The organism is Actinacidiphila glaucinigra, from assembly GCF_900188405.1.
Taxonomy (GTDB): Bacteria; Actinomycetota; Actinomycetes; order Streptomycetales; family Streptomycetaceae; genus Actinacidiphila; species Actinacidiphila glaucinigra.
In genome coordinates this window covers 1-23,369 of the sequence record NZ_FZOF01000033.1, presented here as the reverse complement: position 1 = coordinate 23,369, position 23,369 = coordinate 1, and the positions used below count along the sequence as shown (strand labels likewise).

The window sequence follows — 23,369 nt, the reverse complement described above, 5'->3', positions numbered from 1 at the left end:
GGAAACCGATCCTCGGGTAGAGCTGGTGATCTCCGATCCTGAGTCCGGGTTCGTTTTTCACATGCCGCGTTCGGGGCCGTACCAGGGCTCGGGGCGTTCATCGGCGGACATCGGCAGATGTTGGAGTTGCACGGGCCCGGGATAGAAGGCCGCGCTGTTGGGGCCGGTCATGTCTTCGCCGATGAGATAGCGGTAGAGCCATTCGGCGAAGCTGATGCGGTGCTCTGCCCAGGTTTCGTGATAGCTCACCACGAGCCTGGGGGTACTGGTGGTGACGATGAGGAAGATCGTCTCACCGCGGTCGGTGCCTGCGATCGGCCACAGTCCGTTGGGGGTGCCGAAGCTGAGCTCGGCGAGTCCGAACAGCCGGCGCGGGTCTTCGTCCGCGTCGAGGTCGAGCTTGTCCCACGGCACTTCGGACCATGCTTGGACGGTTGCCCGGATCTCCTGGCCCAGGTTCCATTCCTCGGTTGCCGGGTGATGGAGGTACAGGTGGCTGTTGAGCTGGATCGGGGCGTACGCGTCGATCAGGATCCGGTAGTCGGACGGCAGTTTTATGCCGAGATCCGCGTGGAGACGGTCCCATGCGGCAGGGTCTGCAAAGCGGTTCTGGGCGGGGCCGAGCATCGCCATGACTGCGGACAGGTAGTCGGTCAAAGCGGTCCTCCGTTGTGCGCGCCCGGCTCGGCTCTCCGCGGCAGGCCGGCGTCGTATCGGCCCGTACTCTACGGATCACGATGCGGTGGCGTCTTCGCCGGTGTGCGGCCGCAGATCAGGTGGCGGCGAGGGGCGCGTGACGCTTCCCGGGTGGGAGGACCCGAAGCAGCGGAATGATCACGCCGACCAGGCAGGCGACCTGGCGCGCATCGTTCTACCGCGCAAAACCGAGCCGGATGGCGATGCTAGATCACCGGTGGCCCCGCTTCGATGCGGCGCAGCACCGGAAGGAGCCGGTCCAGGCCCGGATCGCTCTGGACCTGTCGCTCGTCCCACCAGGTGACGCCGGCGTCATGCAGCGGACCGATCACGTCCCTGGCCTTCGCCGGGTCCGGGGACGTGGCACCGCCGAGCACGAACTCAAAGGGCCGCTCGGCCTCGTCTGTACGGTGTTTCCGCACGTAGCCGACCAGCTCGTGCACCTCTTCCACATCCGGCACATGCCCATGCCGGGCCGTCTCGAACAGGGGCACAGCGCCGTCCCACCGTGCTGCCCGCCGCATGGGCGCCCGGTGCGGCCAGAAGCCGCCGATCCACACCGGTGGACCGGGCTGCTGCACCGTGGCAGGCAGCAGCGTCACGTCACGGACCTCGTAGTGCCGGCCGCGGTGGTTCACCGGCTCCCCGGTCCAGAAGCGCCTCAACACCTCCAGCCCCTCGTCGAGACGTTCGGCAAGAAGGCGTGGCTCGGCGGCGTCGCCGAAGCTGCCGTATTCGTCCTCGATCGGACCGCCCAGGCCCGCGGCGAAAATCACCCGGCCGCCACTGAGGTGATCCAGGGTGGCCACCTGGCGGGCCAGCTGCTGGGGACGGTAACGGGGCACCGGCGTCAGCAGAGCGCCCAGCCGGATTCGTGAGGTCGCCAGCGAGGCGGCGGTCAGCAGCATCCAGGGGTCCCCGAAGGGACGCCCCTGGTGCCGCCGGTGCAATACGTGGTCCCAGACGAAGAGCCCGTCCCAGCCGGCCTGTTCGGCGGCAGCGGCCACGGTAGCGACGTTGCGTGGGTCGGCGAAGTCACCGAAGTTGGGGATGTTGATCGAGAATCGCATCCCAGCAGGATGCCCAGCCGGCCGCTGACGGGGCAATCGCATTCGGAGGCAGGCGGCTTCATGCCGGGCCGCTGCCGGACGCCGGACTGTGCCGCTCCCTAGTCGGCCTTGGACTGGCCGAAGCCGTACCGGCGCTCGCGGACGGCTGCCACGACCCTGGCGACACGGGCGTCGAAGGCGTCGAGTTCCTGCGCCTCGGCGGCGTTGGCGACGAACGCACGCCGGTCACAGGGGACGCCTGCCCGCCAGATCCGTTCGACGGCCCGCGTCGCGGTGATGTCGGTCAGCGGGTCGCCGGACACGAGGACGAGATCCGCGCGCTGACCAGGTGCGACCTGCCCGCGGTCGGCGAGGTTGAACACACGTGCCGGAGCGGCGGTCGCGGCGTTCAGTGCCTGAGCGGGCGTCATGCCGCAGCGGCCGAGCAGTTCCAGCTCCCGGTGCAGACTTGCCCCGAACACGGTTCCCGGGTTCGGGGCGTCGGTGCCGGCCAGGATCGCGACGCCCGCGTCGACCAGGCGGCCGACGTTCTCCTCGGCACGGGAATAGGGCGGCGTCTTCCGCCCATGCTGCGCCGATGCGCCGGAGGTCAGCCTCCGCATCTGTGCGTCACCGAGCATCCCGGCGAGTCGCGGGTCCGCGGCCACAGCGGCGCCGCCCGGTTCGCCCAAGACGTTCTCGGTGGTTGCCAGCGTCGGGCCGACCGCGATTCCGGCCTCGGCGATCCGCTCGGCCAGGGACCTGTCCAGTTCGCCGTCCACGGGCACATGCGCGATGACGTCGACGCCCGCCGACACGACCTCGCGCAGCCCGGCCAGGGAGTTGACGTGCGCGACGACCACGAGTCCGCGACGATGTGCCGCCTCGGTCAAGGCGGCGATCGTGGCGGGGTTCAACGACGGCATCGCCCATGGACCCGCTGTACCCGAGGGGCCGAAGATCTTCACGAAGTCCGAGCCTTCGGCGACCCGGTCCGCGACGAACTGCTCGGCCTGCTCCGGGCCGGTCAGGGTCGGGAACGGGGCGTACATCGCGGAGGGATGCCCGCCCGGTGCCGTGGCACCAATCCCGGCGGAACGCACGTCTGCCACGTCCGGCCGAGCGCCGGCTTGTTCCTTGGCCACAGCCATCACGTCGGGCGGGCTGAACATGTCCAGTGCGGTGGTCACGCCGAAAGTGAGCCCCTGCGCCAGAGCGCCGGGCACCAGATGGATGTGCGAATCGATGAGCCCCGGAAGGATGGTGCCGCCTTCCGCGTCGATCACCTCGTCGCCGTCGTGGGCGGTGGGACCGGTGGCGCAGTCGGTGATGGTGCCGTCGGCGAACCGGACAGACGTCCAGTCCCGCAGTCGGGTGCCGTCGAAGACCCTCGCGTTGACGATCGCCGTTGCTTTGGGCACGAGGCCCCTCCCGAACGAGTGCGCTTGATGGGCAGGCGCGGGACGCTACGGCGTCACGCGGCGTCAGGTTAACTCGCCCCACCGGCGGGGGAGTCGCCCCTCCTCCACGGCACCACCGGCCTCGCGGCACGCGGGATCGACGCCCTCGAGCAGCGCCTGCCCGGCCCCACCAGCGCAAGGCCGCAGGGGACACGTCACCGCCGCGGCAACCTGCCGTGAGTGGATCCGGAAGACCGAACGCTGCGACCCGAGGCCGATCCGCTCCTTCACCGGCTTCCTCCACCAGGACATCGGCGTTGTTACCGCCGGCCTCACCCTCTCCTGCAGCTCTGGTGGCAGTTCGGGAGGGGCCCGGCGCCCTGCCTGGCGCGCCAGGCCACCCGGACGGCTACTACTGAATGTGCACCGCTTGACGACACTCGTCTGAGGTCAACTGATCGGTGGCGCCAGTGTCACCAGGGCAGCTCACCGTCCGCGCCGGCGAACAGGGTGCCAGCGGCTCGTTCGCCCAGAGCCACTTCGACGATTGTCTGCGCTCCTGCTTCCACGGTCCGGATTCCGCGGTGTCCGTTGAGGTCGGTAGCGGTGTAGCCGGGGTCGACGGCGCGGAACGCCAGGTGCGAGAAGGTCTGGGCGTAGAGGACGGTCAGCATGTTGAGCGCCGCCTTGGACGAGGCGTACGCGGGGAACGGCGCCCAGCCCGGCACCGAGGCGCGCAGTGCCGGGTCGGCGGCGACTGCGAGGGAACCGAGCCCGCTGCTCACGTTGACGACGGTCGCGCCGGGCCGCGACAGCAGTGGCAGGAATGCGTGGATGGTCCGAACCGGCCCGAAGACGTTGGTGTCGTATATCCGGCGCATCAGCTCGGCTTCAGGCTCGGCCGCGGTGGTGGGACGGCCGGTGATGCCGGCGTTGTTCACCAGCAGGTCCACGTGGCCGGATTCGGCCCGTACTGCCTCGGCCGCTGCGTGTACCGACGCCGGGTCGGTGACGTCGATCAGCAGTGGGCGGGCGCCCAGCTGTGTGGCGGCCTGCTCTCCACGGGCGCTGTCGCGGGCTCCCGCGTACACGGTGTGTCCCTGCTCGATCAGTCGGCGGGCTGTCTCGTAGCCGAGGCCCTTGTTGGCCCCGGTGATCACGGTGATGGTCATGGCGTCCACACTCGTCCCGGCCCGCGGGCCGGGGCAGAGCCCTGCTCGGCGCGGGGACGGGCGTGCGGGGGGACCAGCAGTACCAGGCTGGATCACACGGGGGTCGCCGATACTGGACGGATGATCCGACCACCGCACCGCCCTCCGGCCGACGCCTCCGAAACGGACTCGCGCCACGGCGACCTGGGACGTGCGCTGCGGCACTGGCGGGACCGGACCGGTCCCGCAGGGGCCGGGCTGCCCGCAGGGTCGGCCTCCGGTATCCGGCGCGCGCCCGGCCTGCGGCGGGAGGAGCTGGCTCAGCTTGCCGGGTTGTCCGTCGACTACGTCGTACGGCTCGAGCGGGGGCGGGCCACCACTCCGTCGCCGCAGGTTCTGCACGCTCTGGCCCGCGCTCTACGGCTCACCTGGGCGGAACGGGATCATTTGTTCCTGCTCGCCGGGCAGGCGCCCCCGGCGGACCGGCAGATCTCCCCGTCCATCCCGTCAAGCGTGCAGCGCCTGCTGGACCAGCTGGGCCGCAACCCGATCGCCGTCCACGACGCCTGCTGGAACACCATCTCGTGGAACCCGCTGTGGGCTGCCCTGGCCGGTGACTCATCGGGCCTCCGCGGCCGTGAACGCAGCATCGCCTGGCGGCACTTCGCCGGGCTTCCCAGCCGGGTCACCCACGAACCGGACCAGCTGGCGTGCTTCGAGACGGCCGTCGTCTCCGACCTGCGCTCCTCGACCGTCCGCTACCCGGGTGACCGGCAGTTGCGCCGGCTGGTCACGGACCTGCGCGAGGTGAGCGGGCGCTTCGAGGAACTGTGGCAGTCACATGTCGTGGGGTTCCACAGCGCCGACCGCAAAACGGTCCACCACCCGCATCTCGGCCCCGTAACGGTGGACTGTGACACGCTCACCGTGCCCGGGAGTGACCTGCGGATCGTGGTCTACTCGGCACCGCCTGGATCCCGCACGGCGCAGCAGTTCGAGATGCTCGCTGCCATCGGCAGCCAGGACATGTGCACAGCGGAAACCGGCTGAATGTCGTTGCCCGGCGGCGGGCGAATCGACCGGACAGATCGTGGCGGACTGGCGGCAGTAGCGCGTAACCCAGCTCAGGCTGTAGACGGCCGGGCCTCGACCGGAGCGGACCGCTTGCCCAGGTTCCGCCAGGCTATGGCGCCCAGAATGGGGAGCAGGACCATGATGACGAGCCAGCCGATCTTGGGCAGCATGCGAACGTGTGCGGCTGGGGTCCTGATGCAGTCGACCAGCGCATGGACGTACAACGCCGCGACCATTGCGTAAATCGCGTAGACCAGCACTGACGTCATCGAGTCACCTCATGTGGAAGGGCGGCTGCCCGCTTGTGGTGCGGCACGGCCTGGCCCCACTTCCCGGTGATCCTAACGGGTGGCTGAAGGAGTCGAAGCGCTCCTCTGGCGGCCTACGGCCACGAGGGTAAGCACGACTCGCAAGCATCCTCGGTGGTGACCCCAAGCTCGTGGGCGGTTCATGTCGATGAACGCCTCCTTCGGCCGAGTGATCGGCAGGAGGAGGCACGAGGCCCTTGGCCGCCCGATGGCGGGCGAGGCCTATGGTCGGCCGCCCTGCGGTATGTGCGTGCCTTCGAAAGGTCGGGTCGCGCGTTTGATCATAATCCGGTCATAATTACGCATAAATCCCAAGCCAGGCTGTGATGGTCTGGTGTGACCGAGGCGCGATCAGGTATGAACGTGAAGACCAAATACACGCTCGCCGCTGCTGCCGTCGGCTGGACGTTTCTTGCGTCCCAGTGGTCCGGCAAGGGCTGCGACTTCGTTCCGCAGTCTTACGCTCTCGTGCTCTCTCATGGCCAGCCGAATGGCAGTGAGGGATGCAAGGTCGAGACGGACGGGCCGCAGTACACCGACCAGTACGATCGATGACTTTCGTGTGAGTTTCGGCGTAGAGGTGCCTGCGGCGTCCGGCCTGGGTTCACTCGTGCTCCGGCGAGGCTTTGCCGTCTGACCTGCGGGTTCGCTGGGCGGTGGAGTCCATCGTGGAGCGCGGAGGCCCGAGGCCGTCCTTCGGCGGGCCGCCCCTCGATCGTGCGGCAGCGCCGCAAGCGGTAGCGGGTGTGAGTGCGGGCCGAGTCGTGTGAGCCGCGTACGGAGCGGGCGGAATCCGGGAAAGCCGACCGCGTGCCCGCGGGTGGCTCACTTCCCGCATCCCTCGCCAGGGCAGCGTCGGGCCGCGTCGGGTTGGTCGGCCGGAGCCATTGCCGTGCGCGGGATGCGAGCCGCCTGGCGAGCGTCATGTCCGCCGGTTCGGTGGAGCCGGCCATTGCCCATACGCAGATAGGAGCATATGCTCTTATTGTAGGAGTGGCCGCCGAGGCCACCTGAACAGAGCCGTCAGCGCAGATCAGCGTCCTCCCGCTCACGGGGCCGGAAGCAACCGGTCCCTTCGCCTCTGAGCCCTGTTCATGGACACCACGGCGCCGAGAGCGCCGGCCCCCGCATCGCGAGAAGGAACCGCAACATGACCCTGGTGAAGGCAGCTGCCGTTCAGATCAGCCCCGTCCTCTACAGCCGTACAGGCACGGTCGGGAAGGTCGTGGACAAGATCCGGGAGCTGGGACAGAAGGGTGTCCGCTTCGCGGTCTTCCCGGAGACCGTCGTCCCGTACTACCCCTACTTCTCCTTCGTGCAGCCGCCGTACCTCATGGGCAAGGAGCACTTGCGGCTGATGGAGGAGGCGGTGACCGTGCCGTCCGCCGACACCGACGCGATCGGCGCGGCGGCCCGCGAGGCCGGCATGGTCGTCTCGATCGGTGTCAACGAGCGCGATGGGGGCTCCCTCTACAACACGCAACTGCTGTTCGACGCCGACGGCACGCTGCTCCAGCGGCGCCGCAAGATCACGCCGACGTACCACGAGCGGATGCTCTGGGGCCAGGGTGACGGCTCCGGGCTGCGTGCCGTGGACAGTGCCGTCGGCCGTGTCGGCCAGCTCGCCTGCTGGGAGCACTATCAGCCCCTCGCCCGCTACGCACTGATCGCCGACGGAGAGCAGATCCACGCCTCGATGTTCCCCGGCGCGTTCGGCGGCCCGCTGTTCGCCGGGCAGATGGAGGTCGCCATCCGTCAGCACGCCCTGGAATCAGCTGCGTTCGTGGTCAACGCCACCGCCTGGCTCGACGTCGACCAGCAGGCGCAGCTCGCAGCGGACACCGGCGCCCCGGCCGGGGTCTTTTCCCAAGGGTTCTTCACCGCCATCGTCGACCCCGAAGGCGGCATCATCGGCGAGCCGCTCACCTCAGGTGAGGGAGAGGTCATCGCGGACCTGGACCTCACGCTGATCGACCGGCGCAAGCGCCTGATGGACGCCCGGGGGCACTACAGCCGCCCCGAATTCCTCAACCTGCAGATCGACCGCACACCCACCGCTCCGCTGCATGACCGCAGCAGCCACGCGCCGGTCCATCCCGTTCACATTTCTCGCGACGACCTGCGCTCCGAAGCCGCGGCTGCGCCGGGCCTCGGGGCGTTGCCTCTGTGAGGGAGGTGCGGACGTGCGCACCGGACGGCTCGCCATCGGGATCTGGGTGAGTGCGCCTCCGAAGTCGTTGGCGACTGCGGTGGCGTCCGCGAGGGCATGTGCCTCGAGGAACCACGCGGTCAGCTCGGCGCCATGCGGCGAGAGCCCGCGTCCGCGGTGGCTGGCGGGACCGTGCGCCAGAGGTTGGCGTTGACGAGCAGACGCGCAGGAACACGGCGGGTGATTCGGACTCGCGCTCGGCGTAGGCGATTCGGCGGCCGTGCATGGCCACGGCTAGCACGTGCCAAGAGCTGCGTCGAGCGTCGCAGATGTGCCTCCGATGCGGGCCAAATTGTTCAGTGCCGTCTGACAGCCGGTGTCGACAGCTGAGCGGAGAACGCGTGCGCGTCGCTCGCTGCGCCCGATTGGCGCGCTGCCGATTGGCGGGCGGATCTGCAAGGTCGCGGGGTGTGAGGCCAGAAGCTGTTCTTCTTCCGCTCTGACGGCCTGGCGGCGCAGCCACGGCTCGAGGCCTCCTGGTGCGTGCTGGTTGAACCATCGCGACAAGACCATACGTTCGCCGAGGGACGGAGCTGACGTGGTCTCGTCCGTCCGCCGAGTCCGCAGCGCAAGGATGTGCGTGGCCTTTTGAGCGAGTGCCGTCCGTACGGGGACCGCCTCGCTCACCCCGGCGTCAACGAAGGGGCGCCCGTCGATGACGACGGGTTCGCCTGCGAGGAGCGGCATGGCGGCGGACGCGCGGAGTGCGGCCTGCAGGCTGGATTGGTCATGGATCCGCTCATGCAGATCGGTGGCCTGGCCGGTGAGGGCGTCTGTGGCGATCGGGTGGAATGAGACAGTGCTGTCGAGGATCTCCTGGAATCCCATCGGCATGATCTCGGTGTACACGGTGTGGACGAGGAACTGAGTGTCCACGACCGGCAGTCGGCGCAGTGCACGCTTTGGGTTGATGGTCGTTCGCATGATGATCGGATCCCACCACGCGTGCATGCTGATTTCAGCGCGCCCGCACAGCAGCCATGCGGCGTTGAGTGCTCCTGCGGAACTACCGTAGACGGCATCAAAAAGCGGTAGAAGTCCCAGTTTTTCGATGGCGATCGCCATGCCGTACGAGTAGGCACCGCGAGAGCTGCCGCCTTCGATCAGGAGCACCAAGCGTGCGTCGTCGGTGCGGCGCCCGGGAATACTTCCTTTTCTCCTTCGGTCACGCAACAGCTGAAGGACGGGGTCGGTCACCGTTTCGCCTTCTTTCTTGTGTGATGTGCCTTCTTGAAAATGCCGGCTAGGTGCGGTCTGTTCGCGTGTGGTAAATATCTCGCACGCGACAGAGAGGGAATTTACTAATGCCGCATTTCCCCGTTGAGTGCCAATGTGGGGGCGAACGTGACCGTGCTCTGGTGCAGGCGAATGTGCGCCTCCGCAGTGGACGCGTCGCTGAAGCGGATGGCCGCGCCCAGGCGCCGCAGCAGCCTGAGGGACCTGACGTTGTCGCGTTCGACAAGTGCCTCAAGAGAATCGACGCCGGCTGCCTGGGTCGAGGCGACGGCGTGACGGGCCATGATCGTGCCGAGTCGGCGGCCCTGCCAGGCATCATCGATCAGAATCGAGAGGTCCCAGGATGAACGGTTGGAATACGGCAACACGCTCACCATGCCGAGAACCTGACCGTCATTGGCGGCTTGACGTGCGAGCCAGGTCCAACCGGTCCCATGACCGCACAGCGTTCTCCATTCGCCGGGCTTGAGTGATTCACGCGACTGGTGGTACCGGGCTCGGCGGCTGGCCGGTGAACAACGACGGTGCATCGCGTTGACCTCTGAGAGATCTCCGACCGTCGCCTGCTCAATGACGATGGCGCCGGTTTCAGTGCGGTCGACGGAGACTCGCCGATGCTCCCTCAGAGGCAACGGCTTTCGCGTGAGCAGGCTGATTCCGTTTCTGGTGTCGAGGAGCGACATTCTCGGTTCCTTTCACAACCTGGCCGAACGTCGCCATCCTGCTCCCATAGAGGACGCGGATGCGAATACCTGGCAGGTACTCGATCCGACGCGTGCCACGTGGCTATCGTGACGTCTTGTGACAGATTCGAACGTCGGACACCTGATCCGCCGGCAACGTGGACTGGCCCGGCGCAGCCAGATGAACCTCGCGCATGAGATCGGCATCTCGCCCCGCCACCTGAGCTTCGTCGAGCTGGGCAAGTCGAAGCCCAGCCGTGGCCTGCTGTTGAAGATCGCTCAGCATCTGGACGTGCCCCTGCGGGAGCGGAACGACTGGCTGCTGGCGGCCGGATACGCTCCCCGCTATCCGGAGACGCCCCTGACCGGGCCGGCGCTTTCCCGGGTCCGGGCCTCGGTGCAGGCGCTACTGGACCGGCACGACCCGTTCCCCGGCGTCGCGATCGACCCCCGGTGGAATGTGCATCTCAGCAACCGCGCTGCGCGCCGACTGGTCTCCGGAATCCCAGAGGACGTGTGCGGCACGCCGATCAACCTGTTCCGCATGGCCCTGCACCCTTCCGGACTCGCCGGCCGAACCCGCAACTTTCCTCAATGGTCCGCGTACCTGCTGCGCCGGCTCGACCGGGCCGTCGTGCGGACCCAGGACCCCCGTCTCGCCGCGCTCGCCGACGAGATCGCGACCTGGCCGGACATCCCCGAACGCCACACCTGGAGCCACCTTTCCTCGGACGAGGTGGACGACCCGGTGCTGTCATGGCGGCTGGAGCTCGATGACGAGGAACTATCGATGTTCAGCATCCTGAGCACATTCGGGACCCCGATGGACGTCACCCTCGCCGATCTGTCCATCGAGCTGTTCTTCCCTGCCGACGAGCAGACCGAGACCATTCTGCGCCGCCACGATTGAGAGCGGCCGGCCGGACTCCTCGGCTCTCGCCTGCACACTCCGCCCCGCCCGGCGCGTCCGCCCCCGCGTACCGGTGATTGCGCTGTGGTGGATCGTGCCGGCGCCGTCAACCCCGCGCCCTGAGCGCGTCGCCGTGACTGTCGGCGGCCTGACACGAGCGGCCTCGCCGCAGGCGTAAGCCCCGTCAGGCCCCTTCGGGCTTGCGTGCCAGCAGGCAGGCGTGCGGTCTGTTCACCCGTCCGCCGGGCTCCTGCTCCAGCCGCGCGGTGACCACGAGTCCGGACTGTTCCAGTAGCCCGACCACGCGGTCCAGGGGCAGGAGGTACGACTCGTAGGACACCGGACGGCCGTAGCCCTGGGTCGGCTGCAGCCGTTCATCGCCGACGTAGTCTCCCCAGAGCAGGTAGCCGCCGGGCGCGAGCGTGCGGTGGAACTCGGCGAACACCGCCGGCAGCCACTGTGGGGGCGTGTGGTGGGTGGAGTACCAGGCCAGGATGCCGCCGAGCTCGTCGTCCCCCATCTCCAACGCGGTCATCGAGCCCTCGTTGAACCGCAGGTTCGGATGGGCGTGCCGGGCCAGCCCGATCATTTTCGGCGACAGATCGATGCCGAAGGCGGACACTCCCAGCCCGGCCAGGTGCGCCGTCACGCGGCCGGGGCCGCATCCCAGGTCCGCGACCGGCCCCAGACCGGCCGTCCGCACGAGTTCGGCGAACCCCGCCAGCATCCCGCGCGAGAGCGGGTCCAGCGCGGCGGGAGGCGGGACGCGCTCGACGTAATCGGCGGCGACCGTGTCGTACGACTCGCGCACGGCGGTCAGAAAGGAGGGCTCAGCCATGCGCGCGACCCTAGACCAGGGAACTGACAGGCAGGATCCACGGCGCAAGCGCCTGCCACGGGGAGAGCCGCCGCCTGACGGCCGTCACCAGTCGTCTCGAACGGTGGTCGCCTGATCGAGCGCAGCTCACACGTGCCCCGCCCTGAGCAGGAGCGTTCCTCTGCGGTGTCCCGCTGCATTGGCTGAGCCGACGAGATCATGGATGATCGTGCGGTGTTGGTCGATGTGGAGGCGGTGGAGCAGAGCCCGTCGGGCACTGTCCTGGGACGGGTGCGTTCCCAGGTCGGTACCGTGGTGGCGCTGTGGAAGGGCGACCCAGCGGACGTGGGCCGTCAGCATTATGTCGAGTGGACCGTCGACGACGACATTGCGTGGCTGGGCAACACCTGGCCGGCTTCCACGGCGGCACCCAAGTTGAGCGATGAGGGCGATCAGATCGCCTTTCGTGGCCAACTGCACCTGACCGAAGACGGCGCTGCCTTCCTGGATGTAGGTGGCGTATCGATCCTGTTCGATCTCGCGGATCCGTCACCGCCGCAGGGCGCTGATGCCATGTGGGTGGACGTCCGAGTCGCACGGGACAGCGTCAGCCTGTGGCCTTACGACCTGTGACGGAGAGGGGCTGTAGGCGACATCGAAGCGGCGCTCGCGCGGGCTCTACCACCCTTCGACAGTTACACGGACAACAGTCCCGCGGGAGCGCGGCGTTGTGGGACGAACGCCGTACTCCAGGGCGGACGGTCCGAGTTTCGCCGTCCCCCCAAGCCACGGGCGGCGCGCCCCGACCTGGCGTCCCAGGCGCGTGTGCCGGGGAACGCCTCGGCCCATGGCCTGGCAGCGCACCCACCGCGTGTTCCGCCCCCTCATCGAGACCTGCCACCGCAGCTGCCGACCCGCTGACGCCACTGGCCACTTCCCGAGAGGCGTTACGCCCAATCCATGCCGAGCTCGGCGAGCGCGCTTCGCTGCTCCTCGGTGAGTTTGTCCCGGCGGGTCTTGTGGTTGCTGAGGAACACGCCCAGGCGCACGGCTACCTCCTGCGCCGGTGCTCCGTCCGTGGCCTGGATCGTGATCGGTTCTGTGTGGGTTCTGGGGACGCGGTGATGGCCTTCGCGGGCGATGTACTGGGCGAGGGCTCGTAGGCCGCGCTGGAAGGCCTGCTCCGCCTTGGTCGAGGGCCTTTTGGCGCCCCCGGCGCCTGGGGGAGGCGTGGGCTGCTTCGCGGGTGTCAGGCCCAGCACAGTGAGCCGCCGTTGTTGTTCTTCGGTCAGCTGGGTCCAGTTCCGTGTTTGTCGTGCGATCCAGGCCCCGAGATCGTCGCCCTCGTACATGACGCCGGGCTGGAGGTCGGCGATGGTGCCGTCGGGCTCGGTTCGGGCGAGGTCGCGGAGGATGGCGTGGTGGCGTTGCCAGTCCAGTGGCCAGGGGCAGTTCCAGTCGGGGTCGATCGCGGTGAGTTGTGCTGCACGCGTTGTGGCGCGTTCGGGGTCCTTGCCGAGGCCGCCTTTGCGGCGGAGGTTGGCCAGGTGTTGTCCGATGGGTACGGGGTGGGTCTCACCGTCGGGGCCGTCGCTCCATACGGCGTCCTGGCGCGGTGCCAGGTGTCCGTGGGCGCGGTGGAACGCGCGGAACGTGGCGAGTTTGGTCTCCCAAGCCTGGTCACCGGGTTCCCAGACCATGCCGGCGTCGGGCTCGTCGAGGAGCTTTCTGCGGCGTTCTTCCAGTTCCCCGGCCCGGTGTGCGCGTCGTTGTTGGTGGATCCAGCGTCCGAGGGGGAATTGGGTGACTCCGAGCTTGACCTCGGTGTCGTAGGGGACGGCATACAGGCCGGTGACGCCGTTCTCGTCTCGCCACCTGCGCAGCGCCTGGTAGCCCTCCAGCCATACGAGGGATTCCGGCCGGTACACCCTTGTGCGGAGGAACGCGGCGATCGTGGCGGGGTCGCGGGGGCCGGAGAAGTGCACCAACGCCGACTCCACCGCACCCTCCTCGTTCTGCGTCCCGCTCCCGGGGCCGCCCGCGCCGTCTGTCGATCCGCCGTCCGCGCCGATGACGCGTCCGTCGGCGTCACGCTTGACGTGGAGGGTGCGCTGTCCGCTGCTGAGGGCGCGGTTGGCGAGTTGCTCGACGAGGTGTTCGTCGTGGCTGCGGAGGCCTTGGAGGACGGCGACCAGGGGCCGGTACGAGGCGGAGGCGATCATGTTGTCCGGGTCCTCACCCGGTTCCAGGAAGACGGGCACGATGATGCGTGCGGTCTTGGCTGTGCCGTCGGGGTTGGGCCGCAGGGCGCGGCCGATGTTCTGGACGATTTCGACTTGGGAGCCGCGGGTGTCGGCGAAGCAGACGGCTTCGACGCCGCGTTCGCCGATGATGTCGACGCCTTCGCCCAGGACCCGCACACTGGCCAGGAACGCCCGCTGCACCCCGCGCCCGTGGGTGTCCACGCCGTTCGCGAACTGGCGCAGGGTCTCGCGCCGCTCCGAGACGAGGTGGTCGCCGCACAGCCACTGGGCCCACACGCTGTCGGGCGGAAGGTGCCGGTGGGGGGTGAGCTCGTAGGCCTGCGCGCCGATGGACGAGGCCGGCAGGGCCTGGGCCTCGGCCCGGGCGTGTTCGGTCACCTCGCTCGCATACAACTCGGCCGCGGTCTCGGTCAGCTTCGCGGCGAACGCGGCGGCTTCCTCGACGCGCTGGTGGAACGTCATCACGGTGCGCAGGCCGAATTTCGCGGCGTGTTCGAGGAGGGCGGTCTGCAGCAGCGCGAGGCGTCGGCCCCGCACTGCCTCCTCCGAAGCCCCGACGGTGAGGTCGGGGTCCTGGATTTCCAGGACGTCGATCTCGAAGCCGGCGAGGATGCCCCGCTCGACGGCCTCCGACAGCCCGAGCTCGTAGATCCACTGGCCGTAGGTGCCGGCCGGATCATCGCTCATGGAGGCGATCTCGAGCTCGTTCCCGTCCTTGCCGACCGGGGGCCGTGGCGCGGCCAGGATCCGCGGCGTGGCGGTCATGTAGAGCCGGTGGGAGACCGGGATGCGCGCGTTGTCGTGGATCGCGGCCCAGGCCCGCCCCAGGTCCCCGGCCGTGCCGTGCGCCTCGTCCACGACCGCGAGGTCGAAGCCGCGCATCCGCTGCCCGTACAGGCGGTCCCCGCCGGCGAGAGCGGCCTCCAGCGGCCCCCGTACCCGTCCCGGCCCGGTGACGTCCTCGGGGTCGTCGCGGTCCACCAGCGACGCGTACGTGGCCAGCACGACCACCGGACCGGCCCCCGCCCACAGCGCCAGCTGAATCGGGTTCGTCGTGGTGCGGACCCCGAGCCGCTCGAGGACCTCGTCGCCGTCCAGCGAGCACACGCCGACCATGGGCCCGCGATGCCCGACCGTGCGCCACGCCTGCGCGGTCTGCACGAGCAGGTCGAGGGTGGGCACCATCACCAGGATCCGGCCGTCGCGGAACAGGTCCAGGGCGGCTGTGGCGGCAGTGATGGTCTTCCCGGAGCCGGTGGCGGACACCAGGGTGGCGCGTGCCCCCTCGGCGGGTACAGCCGACCTCGCGGGAAACCCCGCCCATGCCCGGATCCGCGCAGTCGCGTCGACCTGGTGCTCTCGAAGCCGCACTCCCGGCATGCCCGCTCCTTCTTCCGCCACGGCCAATGCCTCACGCGCTGCCGCCCTGCCCGGTCCGCCTTCGCCGGGCCTGCTGGAACGGGCGGCGGGCACAGCGCCCAATGCCACACGGTACCGGGCCCGCCACGCCGCGCGGCGGCAGCGGGCCGCAGCCAGGCGTTGGCGGAGGCCAGGCCGGTCCTCGTTCACCACTGCGGTGGGACCGGTGCGACCCTACGTGGCGGGCCAGGTGCCGAGTGCGTGGGCCAATCGGTTGCTCTGCTCCCGGGTGATGCCCTGGGCGAGGTGAATGCCGCATCGCGGGCTCATCGGATCGTCGCACTGCAGGATTCCACGGAAGGGCTGCCGGCTGCCCGAGAGCGGGGAGGGGGCAAGGGGGGCCCACTGGGCTGCTTCCCACAAGGGGTGCTCGGTGAGGAGGGCTTCGGACAGGCCCCGGGTCGGGGTGATGCCCACATGGGCGAGGGCTTCGTTGACGAGCTTCGCGGCGTCCTCGGGTATGTCCTGGTCGCCGAGTGCGGGGAGCAGGAGGAGTAGGCGGACGTGTTCGTTGTGTTCGCCGGGGGCGTCGCGGTCGGGCGTGCGGGCGATGTGGTGGAGTTCTCGCCATGAGAGCCCTGGGCCGGCTTGATGGCCGCCGAGGGTGGCCAAGCGCCCGTGTCGTCTCCATGCGGGGTGGGTGATGGCGTACTCCATGCCCGGGTCGTCGGGGATGTTGACGCCGAGGACGATCGCTGTGTGGCCGCCCGCGAACGGGATCCGGAAGACGGGCCACCGATCCTCGTCGCTCAGCGCTTCGTAGGCCGCGTCGGCATCGGCCCCGTCGATGTCGAAGTACGACAGATCTGGGTCGTAGTCCTCGGTCTGGCTCAGCCACAGGAGGTAAGCCGCCCAGAAACCCGGCAGTGCCAGCAGTTCCTCCCCGGCGACGACGGGGGCCTTCTCGAATCCCTCTATCAGCACTGGTCCAGGCTCTCATCCGGGTTGGGACGGCCAGCACACGGATCGGAGGCTCCGTCTGCGCCCGCGGGGACTCCGCCCTGCGCCGCCCGAGGTCTTGGGGCTTCGCGGCTTCGTTCCATTCTCAGGACGGCGTCGGCCGGTGAGTTGGGCGGCGTTTGCTGATCGTGGATTCGACGGATGGTGACCGGCCCGGACAGCGCTGGGCTCCGGCGGGGGCTGCTTGGCCGCGGAGTGCTGTCAGCGGCTGGGGCTAAGGTCCCATGCGTGAGTGACCATTACGACCTGTTCCTGGCGGTGGATCTGCCGCCGGACCTGCCCGAGCCGGTGCTTTTGGAACTGAGGTGGCTCTTGGGGGAGGGGGAGATGCCGCCGGAGTTGAAGTCGACCGACTGGGAGTCTTGGGGTGGTCCCTGGCAGGCTTTCGGTGGCGGGTCGGCGAGCCACTCGTTCGACGGGGCCGATGTGTCCCTGCTCGTTCGTGCTGTGGGCAGACCGAACCCGGACGGCAGCGAACCGTGGGCCTTGACCGTCCGGGCGTGCGTCCATGAGGACGACTTCGGGGTGACGATGGACGTCGTCGGGTGGCTTCTTCGATTCGCGACTACGCAAGGGTGGGTCGGATTCGTCCGTGACTCCGGCCTGGGGCGGATCCAGCATCTCGTGCGTCACGAGGATGGCTTTGATCTTGTCGATGTCCGCCCGGTCGGCCAGCACAAGCGCGTCCCCTGGTCATCGTGGTAGCCCGTCTCCAAGGGGGCATGAGGGACGACTGGAATGTTCGACCGCCTTGTATGCGACGGCGGTGCCTCGCTACCGCTGTCTGGAGCTGGACCCGCGCCGCCGCTGTAACTGGGGCGCCTCGAACGTGGCTGCTACGTCGACGGCCTGGTCCTGCCCGTTCAGAGCGCTGCGGTAACCGCGCCCATCCCTCTCGACGTTGATCCGGCCCAACCGGGTACCTATGACCGGCGTTGGTGCGCTCGCGTACGCGCTTGCGCCGCGCGCCGTCCCGTTGGGGATCGTCAACCGGACTGGCTGCGGAGGCTCCGGGCCAGGGTGGGGATCATCACCGTCGCGGGGACGAGGTGCAGCCCGAGGAGGGCGGTGGCGGTGCCGGTGTTCGCCCCGGAGAGGAGCGGCGGGAGCAGCGAGATCGCGGTCAGCGACAATGCCGTCCACACGAATCGCCTGGCGGGGTGAGCGCTGCAGCGAAGAAGAGCGGCGGCAATGACGATGCCGACGACCGAGAAGAAGCCGGTCACCACGGCGAACCCGGTCAACGGGATCGCCTCGCCACCGTCTGGGACCTCGAAGTCGACGCCGACGGCCTGGGCGAGCGCAGCGGCGAGGGTGGTGGCCACCGTCGCTGCGAGCGCGGCAATGAAGCCGGTGCCGGCGAGCCTGCGGAGTCGGTGGGTGCGACCGGTCCGGCCCGGTGCCGGGCCTGCGGCGACGCCGGTGTCGTTCATGTTGTTCATGTCGTTCCTCCACCATTCGGCGACCGGCATGTGACGGTCCTGGCCTCGGGGGCGATGATGCGCACCCTCGCCGTGCGACGGCCGGGGTTGCGCAGGGCGCGGACGCCGGTGCCGCGAAGCCAGAACCCGGCGTCGCGTCCGAGGACCGGTCCGGGCTCGCCGTCACGCAGCTCCAGCTGCACCCGTCCGCGGGTGACGACGCCGAACGCGTCGCACCATTGCGACGCGACCACCGCGACGCGAGCGCCACCGCGCAGCGACAGTGTCCACACCGGGACTACTCCGTGCCGTCCGCCGCCAGGCGCTCCGGCAGTCCGAGCCGCAGGAACCGGTCGGCGTGGAAGGTGACGATCTCGGTGATCACCCCGCCGGTGACGCGCAGGACGTCGAGCGTCAACGGCAGGTAGGCCCCCTCGCGCTCGTTCCAGAGGTAGAAAGCGACGGCGGGCTGCCGGTTCACCGATGTGGGGACGCCGCGCAGTCCCTGCATGCCCTCGAAGCCGTCCTCGACCCAGCCGGTCACCACCGCGTCGCGGCCCCTGGTCAGGCCCGGCGTGGGCGGCATCGAGCAGCGGACGTCGTCACGGAGCATGTCGGCGAGTCGGCCGACGTCCGTGGCCACGCTGGCGTCGGTGAAGCGACGTACCAGCTCGCGCGTCCCCGAGTCCTCGGCACCGCCGCTCCAGTCCTGCCGCTCGACGGGCAGGTGCTCCCGCATTGCGGCGCGGGCCCGCTGCAGCGCGGAGTTCACGGAGTTGACGGAGTCGCCCAGGAGCTCCGCGACGTCCTTCGCCGGCCAGCCAAGCACGTCGCGCAGGATGAGTACGGCGCGTGGGCGCGGCGCGAGGTGCTGGACGGCGACGAGGTACGCCAACTCGATCGTCTCCCGCGCGACGGCGACGCTCTCCGGCTCGTTCGCGTCGGCCGCGGGCAACTCGTCGAGCAGCCGGTCCGGGTAGGGCTGCAACCACAGCACCTCGCCTCCGGTCGCGGGCTCCGGGCGGCGCTTGGCGAGCAGGTCCAAGCAGGCGTTGGTGGCGATCCGGTACAGCCAGGCGCGGAACGTCGACCGCCCCTCGAAGGTCTCCCGCCGCCGCCAGGCCCGCAGGAACGTCTCCTGCACGGTGTCCTCGGCGTCCTCGAACGACCCGAGCATCCGATAGCAGTGCACGTGCAGCTCCCGCCGGTGCCGCTCCGCCAGCCCCGAGAACGCCGGCTCGTCGACCTCTCCAAGGCCGCTCTCGCCCAGCTCCTTCGGCCGTGTGTCCGCACTCATCACGTCGTCCTTCGGTCTCGTCGTGTCCCGTCGTAGGTGTGACGGCTGCGGGCGCGATAAGTCATCACCGGGGTCGGTCGGCACGGAGGACCTGGCCGGCTGCCGCCCTCTGTACGGCGATGTCGGCGCCGCCGTTCACGTCCGCCCTTCACGGCCGCCGTGTCGTGGCGAAGCTGCTTCGCAGGTCTGCCGGCCGTCCAGAATTAGAGTCTGAACACGGTGTATGGTTTCTTCTGTGATGCCTCGGCCGAGGCGGTGAGAGACCTCACCGGCCAGGCATGGAACCAGTTCTTTTGAAGGCAGGGCACAGCCATGACGCTGACAACCACCTCGTTCGGGATGCGGGCCACCGCTGCTGAGGTAATCGATGGAGTCGATCTCAGCGGGCGCCGGATGATCGTGACCGGTGGAGCCTCCGGTCTCGGTGTCGAGACAGTGCGGGCGCTGGCCGGTGCGGGAGCGCAGGTCACGATCGCCACGCGCAACCCCGCTGACGCCGAGCCGCTGCTCAAGGAGCTGCCGGGCACGCGCGCCGTCGCACTTGATCTTGCCGACCTGGCTTCCGTCCGTGCCTTCTGCGAAGCCTGGAGTGGGCCGCTCGACGGCCTCATCGCCAACGCCGGCGTGATGATGCTCCCGACGCATCAGGTCAACGCGCAGGGCTGGGAGATGCAGCTCGCCACCAACTACCTCGGCCACTTCGCCCTGGCAGTGGGCCTGCACACCGCTCTGCAGGCCGCCGAGAAGGCGCGCGTGGTCGTGGTCAGCTCCGGTGCCCAGCTGCGGGCGGGTTTCGACTTCGACGACCCCCAGTTCGAGCGGCACCCCTACGACCCGTTCCTCGCCTACGCGCAGTCGAAGACCGCGGACGTGCTGCTCGCCGTCGGAATCAGCCGTCGGTGGGCCGAGCACGGCATCACCGCCAACGCCTGCGCGCCGGGGGTGATCCACACCAACCTGGCTCGCCACATGGACCAGGCGACCATGCAAGCCTTCGGTGCCATGGACGCGGACGGCAACCTGGTCACCCCCGACCACTTCAAGACCCCGGCCCAGGGAGCCGCCACCACGGTGCTGCTGGCCGCCTCGCCGCTCCTCGACGACGTGACAGGGCGGTACTTCGAGGACAATCAGGAATCTGAGGTCGTCGACGGGGGCCCCGACGTGATGGTGGGTGTCGCGAAGTGGTCGGTGGACCCCGCCGCCGCGGACCGCCTGTGGGACTACGCCCTTCCCGTGGTGCGCTGACCCGGAGACCCCCGTGCACAATGGGGGACCGACCCGACGGCCGCACGAAGCCGCCGGCAGGTCCCCCATCGGGCACGTGGCCGCTTCCACCTCGGGGAAGGTGGGGCGAGCCGCTCCGGAGGATCACTGCCACCCCATCACGGACCTCCTTCGCCGAGCCCGGGTCGATTCGAGGCACGCAACACACTGGAGGACGCCTGATGCGACCTGTGACCCGACGCCAGGCCGACAGCTACGCCGCGCGTTCGGCCGCGACCCGGACTCAGGTGACGTCCACCCTGGAGCGGCTGCTCGATTCCGGCACGGCCTTCTCCGACATCAGCGTCCAGAAGCTCCTGGAGGAGGCGGGCGTGTCGCGGGCCACGTTCTACGCGCACTTCCAGAGCAAGTCGGACGTCCTGGTGCGGCTCACCGACGGTCTGCGTGAGTCGCTGCTGACGCTGGCACGCCAGTGGGACCCTGCCGCCGGCGAGGACGGGGCCGACCGCTTCGCTCGGTTCTTCGAGGAAGTCATCAGGATCCACCGCGCCCATCACGGGGTGATCACCGCGGTCCGGGAGGCGGCGTCCTACGACTCCGCGGTGGGCGATTTCTACACCGCCAACCTCGAAGGCTTCGAGGAGACGACGCTGCGCAGCGTGCTGTCCGAGCAGGCCGCCGGCACGACCACGACGGATCTGGACGCCGTTTCCGCGAGCCGGATCATCGTCTGGGGCGGCGCCCAGGCGATCGCGCACCACATCCAGGTCGACGACGGCAGCCGTGACGCCGCCTTCGCCCGCGAACTCGCCCGGATCTGGTGGTACGGCGCCTACCGTCGCCCCATCCCAGCCGAAGAAGGCCCGAAGCTCGGCTGAATCTCGGGAGCTGGCTTCCTGCCGGGGGTGGTCGTTGCGTTTCCGCTGGTCAGGCGTGGATTGGTGCTTCGGTGGGGCGATGGCATGTCGTGTCGTCCCCTGGGGGTAGCTGCCGATTGCCGTCGGCGATGGGCTGCGGAGGCTCGGGGAACCGCTGGATGCCCGGGGCCGCGCACGGAGCGCGATGAGGCCGCTCGGCGCCGCCGAGCGGCCTCCAGGCGGCGCCTGAGGGCTTGGCCCGGGTCCGGGCCGTGCTGCTACCAGGTAGCCGGCACCCGCGCCCACACCCTCCTTGACCAGGCAGTACGCCCCTTTCCGTACCGCTGCTGTACACCCTGCTGTGCGCTCGGCGTATGTCGAAGCCAGTCACGATCCGGGTCCCCGAAGAGCTTCACGCGCTGCTGCAGCAGCATGCCGAGTCCGAGGGCACGACGGTGACCGCCCTCATCACCGAGGCCGCGCGCAACGCGGTCCGCGACCCCCGCCTGGAGAGCGCGGCCGACGTCTTCCGGGCTTTTGTCGCCGACCAGGCCGACGCCTTCGACGCGGCTTCCCCGACGACGCCCCGGCCCGCCTGGACGCCTCCCGGGTGGCGTGAGTGGACCTGTACATCGACATTCGCTGGCTCCTGGAACGCCAAGCCGAGGTCCTGCCCAAGCGGCCCTCCGTCCACGACTTCTCCAACCTCGTGGCCGCCGTCGCCTGCCACCGCGTCACACCCCCAGCTCGCCCAGACGCCGCACGACCTGCCGTCTTTCACTCACGGCTGCATATCGGGGCGAGCGTGCATGACGGCGGGAAGTGTGTCCGGCCGGCCCGGGGCGCGGATCACGAGGACCGCGAGCAGGAGGGCGATGGCGGTGATGGCGGCCGAGATGGCCATGGCCTCGTTGTAGCCGGAGGTCAGGGCCTGGGGGAGGGGGTCACGGGTGAGCGAGGAGGTCACGGTCGCGGCGGCGCCGGAGATCACGGCAAGGCCGAGCGCGCCCCCCGCTTGCTGGGAGGTGGTGATCAGCCCTGAGGTGACGCCTGCCCAGCGGGCCGGGACTCCGGTGGTGGCGGCGGCGTACATCGGGGCGAAGCTCATGCCGTAGCCGAGCGACATGACCAGCAGCCCCGGCAGCATGTGCACGAGGTAACCGCCGTGCACGGGAAGGTGGCTGACCCACAGCATCCCGGCGACGACCAGGGCCGGGCCGAGCATCAGGAACGGCCGGAAGCCGAAGCGGCGGACCAGGCCGGCCATCCGGGTGGAGGTCAGGCCCAGGACGACGGGGAAGGGCAGGAAGGCCAGCCCGGTGCGGACCGCGGTGTAGTGCTCGACGTCCTGCAGGTAGAGGGTGAGCAGGAAGAACATGCCGAGGTTGCCGGCGAAGACCACGGCCATCATGCCGTTCGCGCCCGCGACGTTGTGGATCTTGAAGATCCCGAGGTCCACGAGCGGATCCTCGGCGCGTCCCTCGTTGACGGCGAAGGCGGCGAGCAGGATCGCGCAGGCGGCGAACCCGGTGAGGGTGCGCCAGTCGGTATAGCCCCACTCGGGCGCCTGACTGAAGGCAAGGATCCTCGCCATCAGGCCGGCGGTGGCCAGCACCGCGCCGGGCGCGTCCGGCAGGCCGCGGCGCCTGGTGCGTTCTGGCCGGTGGTCGGGGACGAGTCGGGGCACGAGCCCGAGGACCGCCAGGCCGACGGGGACGTTGATGAAGAAGTTCCAGCGCCATCCGGCGTACTGGGTCAGCACGCCGCCCAGGAGCAGTCCTACCGCGGCTCCGCCGGTGGCGACCATGGACCAGTAGCCCAGGGCGCGTGCGCGCCGGTGCCCGTCCGGGAAGAGCACCAGGACGGTCGACAGGGCTGCCGGGGACATGACAGCGGCGGCCAGGCCCTGCAGGCCGCGTAGCACGATGAGCAGCGGCACCGAGGAGTTCACCGTGTTCTGCCGAGGAAGCCCGGGCTTCGGCCCTGGGAGGAGTCGGTTCCTGAACGTCTGGGCGTGAAACGCCCAGACCTCGCTGTGCCTCAAGTCGGCTGTCAACGGCGGCGGTTGTCAGTCCGGCCGAATACGGTACTGGTCGTGGGCGTGAAGATTGTTGTGCAAGTCAAGCTGCTGCCGACTGCCGAGCAGGCGGTCGCGTTGCGGTCGACGCTGCACGCATGCAACGCCGGCGCTGACCGGGCTGCCGAGGTTGCCTTCACCGAGCGGGAGTTTTCGAAGTTCGGCTTGCAGAAGCTCGTCTATGCGGAGCTTAAGGCCGCTGGGCTGGGTGCCCAGGCAGCGATACGTACGATCAAGAAGGTCAGCGACGCATACACAACTCTGCACGCGAACATCAAGGCGGGGAACCTCGGGAGGCCGGGTTCGAAGCGGCG

The 23,369-nt window shown here is 69.3% G+C and carries 22 protein-coding genes and 2 pseudogenes; 10 read left to right on the top strand and 14 right to left on the bottom strand.

The window, feature by feature from the left end:
• Nucleotides 1-57: 57 nt before the first annotated feature.
• The 4 genes from CHF15_RS38020 to CHF15_RS38000 form a co-directional block, all read right to left on the bottom strand.
• A complete protein-coding gene (locus tag CHF15_RS38020) occupies nucleotides 58-657 on the bottom strand; it encodes an SMI1/KNR4 family protein (RefSeq protein ID WP_179280148.1) in 600 nt (199 codons plus the stop codon).
• Between the two features lie 245 nt (nucleotides 658-902).
• Entirely contained in the window at nucleotides 903-1,766 is an 864-nt protein-coding gene (locus CHF15_RS38015; protein ID WP_089228510.1) for an LLM class flavin-dependent oxidoreductase, read from the bottom strand.
• Nucleotides 1,767-1,864: 98 nt separating this feature from the next.
• On the bottom strand, nucleotides 1,865-3,166 hold the full coding sequence (locus CHF15_RS38010; protein ID WP_089228509.1) for an amidohydrolase family protein: 1,302 nt from the start codon (nucleotides 3,164-3,166) through the stop codon (nucleotides 1,865-1,867).
• 452 nt (nucleotides 3,167-3,618) lie between these two features.
• Nucleotides 3,619-4,317, bottom strand: a complete 699-nt coding sequence (locus CHF15_RS38000; protein WP_089228507.1) for an SDR family NAD(P)-dependent oxidoreductase — start codon at nucleotides 4,315-4,317, stop codon at nucleotides 3,619-3,621.
• Between the two features lie 120 nt (nucleotides 4,318-4,437).
• Here CHF15_RS38000 and CHF15_RS37995 point away from each other — a divergent pair, with 120 nt between their 5' ends.
• A complete protein-coding gene (locus CHF15_RS37995) occupies nucleotides 4,438-5,346 on the top strand; it encodes a helix-turn-helix domain-containing protein (RefSeq protein ID WP_089228506.1) in 909 nt (302 codons plus the stop codon).
• A 74-nt stretch (nucleotides 5,347-5,420) separates the two neighbouring features.
• Here the strand turns inward: CHF15_RS37995 and CHF15_RS37990 are convergent, their stop codons facing one another.
• The gene (locus tag CHF15_RS37990; protein WP_089228505.1) at nucleotides 5,421-5,639 is read right to left on the bottom strand and encodes a PLD nuclease N-terminal domain-containing protein; all 219 of its coding nucleotides are present in this window, start codon (nucleotides 5,637-5,639) and stop codon (nucleotides 5,421-5,423) included.
• A 396-nt stretch (nucleotides 5,640-6,035) separates the two neighbouring features.
• On the opposite strand from CHF15_RS37990, the gene CHF15_RS37985 reads away from it, so the two are divergent.
• Both CHF15_RS37985 and CHF15_RS37980 read left to right on the top strand, forming a co-directional pair.
• Complete coding sequence (locus CHF15_RS37985; RefSeq protein ID WP_089228504.1) at nucleotides 6,036-6,233, top strand: hypothetical protein; 198 nt, start codon at nucleotides 6,036-6,038, stop codon at nucleotides 6,231-6,233.
• A 595-nt stretch (nucleotides 6,234-6,828) separates the two neighbouring features.
• Nucleotides 6,829-7,848 (top strand): nitrilase-related carbon-nitrogen hydrolase, encoded by a 1,020-nt coding sequence (locus CHF15_RS37980; protein WP_089228503.1) that lies wholly within the window; start codon nucleotides 6,829-6,831, stop codon nucleotides 7,846-7,848.
• A gap of 273 nt (nucleotides 7,849-8,121) precedes the next feature.
• Here CHF15_RS37980 and CHF15_RS37975 read toward each other — a convergent pair whose 3' ends face one another.
• Nucleotides 8,122-9,084: a patatin-like phospholipase family protein gene (locus CHF15_RS37975; protein WP_089228502.1), complete on the bottom strand. Its 963-nt coding sequence runs from the start codon at nucleotides 9,082-9,084 to the stop codon at nucleotides 8,122-8,124.
• 104 nt (nucleotides 9,085-9,188) lie between these two features.
• Nucleotides 9,189-9,806, bottom strand: a complete 618-nt coding sequence (locus CHF15_RS37970) for a GNAT family N-acetyltransferase (RefSeq protein WP_089228501.1) — start codon at nucleotides 9,804-9,806, stop codon at nucleotides 9,189-9,191.
• A gap of 118 nt (nucleotides 9,807-9,924) precedes the next feature.
• On the opposite strand from CHF15_RS37970, the gene CHF15_RS37965 reads away from it, so the two are divergent.
• Entirely contained in the window at nucleotides 9,925-10,716 is a 792-nt protein-coding gene (locus CHF15_RS37965) for a helix-turn-helix domain-containing protein (protein WP_089228500.1), read from the top strand.
• A gap of 184 nt (nucleotides 10,717-10,900) precedes the next feature.
• Here CHF15_RS37965 and CHF15_RS37960 read toward each other — a convergent pair whose 3' ends face one another.
• On the bottom strand, nucleotides 10,901-11,554 hold the full coding sequence (locus CHF15_RS37960; protein ID WP_089228499.1) for a class I SAM-dependent methyltransferase: 654 nt from the start codon (nucleotides 11,552-11,554) through the stop codon (nucleotides 10,901-10,903).
• Nucleotides 11,555-11,752: 198 nt separating this feature from the next.
• Here CHF15_RS37960 and CHF15_RS37955 point away from each other — a divergent pair, with 198 nt between their 5' ends.
• On the top strand, nucleotides 11,753-12,166 hold the full coding sequence (locus CHF15_RS37955) for a hypothetical protein (protein WP_089228498.1): 414 nt from the start codon (nucleotides 11,753-11,755) through the stop codon (nucleotides 12,164-12,166).
• Nucleotides 12,167-12,480: 314 nt separating this feature from the next.
• Here CHF15_RS37955 and CHF15_RS37950 read toward each other — a convergent pair whose 3' ends face one another.
• Nucleotides 12,481-15,177: a DEAD/DEAH box helicase gene (locus tag CHF15_RS37950; RefSeq protein WP_089228497.1), complete on the bottom strand. Its 2,697-nt coding sequence runs from the start codon at nucleotides 15,175-15,177 to the stop codon at nucleotides 12,481-12,483.
• Between the two features lie 213 nt (nucleotides 15,178-15,390).
• On the bottom strand, nucleotides 15,391-16,140 hold the full coding sequence (locus CHF15_RS37945; RefSeq protein ID WP_089228496.1) for a hypothetical protein: 750 nt from the start codon (nucleotides 16,138-16,140) through the stop codon (nucleotides 15,391-15,393).
• Nucleotides 16,141-16,404: 264 nt separating this feature from the next.
• Here CHF15_RS37945 and CHF15_RS37940 point away from each other — a divergent pair, with 264 nt between their 5' ends.
• Nucleotides 16,405-16,881, top strand: coding sequence for a hypothetical protein (locus CHF15_RS37940; protein WP_089228495.1), 477 nt, complete (start codon nucleotides 16,405-16,407; stop codon nucleotides 16,879-16,881).
• 281 nt (nucleotides 16,882-17,162) lie between these two features.
• On the opposite strand, the gene CHF15_RS45265 is transcribed toward CHF15_RS37940, so the two are convergent.
• Genes CHF15_RS45265 through CHF15_RS37930 form a run of 3 tightly spaced genes read right to left on the bottom strand, consistent with a single transcriptional unit; the run spans nucleotide 17,163 to nucleotide 18,894 of the window.
• The gene (locus tag CHF15_RS45265) at nucleotides 17,163-17,618 is read right to left on the bottom strand and encodes a DUF6069 family protein (RefSeq protein WP_179280147.1); all 456 of its coding nucleotides are present in this window, start codon (nucleotides 17,616-17,618) and stop codon (nucleotides 17,163-17,165) included.
• Nucleotides 17,615-17,890, bottom strand: a complete 276-nt coding sequence (locus tag CHF15_RS45260) for a hypothetical protein (protein ID WP_179280146.1) — start codon at nucleotides 17,888-17,890, stop codon at nucleotides 17,615-17,617. The genes CHF15_RS45265 and CHF15_RS45260 overlap by 4 nt, the downstream gene beginning before the upstream one ends.
• A gap of 5 nt (nucleotides 17,891-17,895) precedes the next feature.
• Entirely contained in the window at nucleotides 17,896-18,894 is a 999-nt protein-coding gene (locus tag CHF15_RS37930) for an RNA polymerase subunit sigma-70 (RefSeq protein WP_089228494.1), read from the bottom strand.
• Between the two features lie 312 nt (nucleotides 18,895-19,206).
• Here CHF15_RS37930 and CHF15_RS37925 point away from each other — a divergent pair, with 312 nt between their 5' ends.
• From CHF15_RS37925 to CHF15_RS46095, 3 genes and pseudogenes are all read left to right on the top strand, one after another.
• Nucleotides 19,207-20,142 carry an SDR family NAD(P)-dependent oxidoreductase gene (locus CHF15_RS37925; protein ID WP_089228493.1) on the top strand — a complete coding sequence of 312 codons (936 nt, stop codon included), beginning with the start codon at nucleotides 19,207-19,209 and terminating at the stop codon, nucleotides 20,140-20,142.
• A gap of 200 nt (nucleotides 20,143-20,342) precedes the next feature.
• Nucleotides 20,343-20,999, top strand: a complete 657-nt coding sequence (locus CHF15_RS37920) for a TetR/AcrR family transcriptional regulator (protein WP_245939262.1) — start codon at nucleotides 20,343-20,345, stop codon at nucleotides 20,997-20,999.
• 353 nt (nucleotides 21,000-21,352) lie between these two features.
• Nucleotides 21,353-21,421 (top strand): annotated as a pseudogene (locus CHF15_RS46095) (hypothetical protein); the annotation flags it as partial.
• 338 nt (nucleotides 21,422-21,759) lie between these two features.
• On the opposite strand, the gene CHF15_RS37905 reads toward CHF15_RS46095, so the two are convergent.
• The gene (locus tag CHF15_RS37905; protein WP_179280145.1) at nucleotides 21,760-22,929 is read right to left on the bottom strand and encodes an MFS transporter; all 1,170 of its coding nucleotides are present in this window, start codon (nucleotides 22,927-22,929) and stop codon (nucleotides 21,760-21,762) included.
• 144 nt (nucleotides 22,930-23,073) lie between these two features.
• On the opposite strand from CHF15_RS37905, the pseudogene CHF15_RS37900 reads away from it, so the two are divergent.
• A pseudogene (locus CHF15_RS37900) lies at nucleotides 23,074-23,369 on the top strand (RNA-guided endonuclease TnpB family protein); the annotation flags it as partial.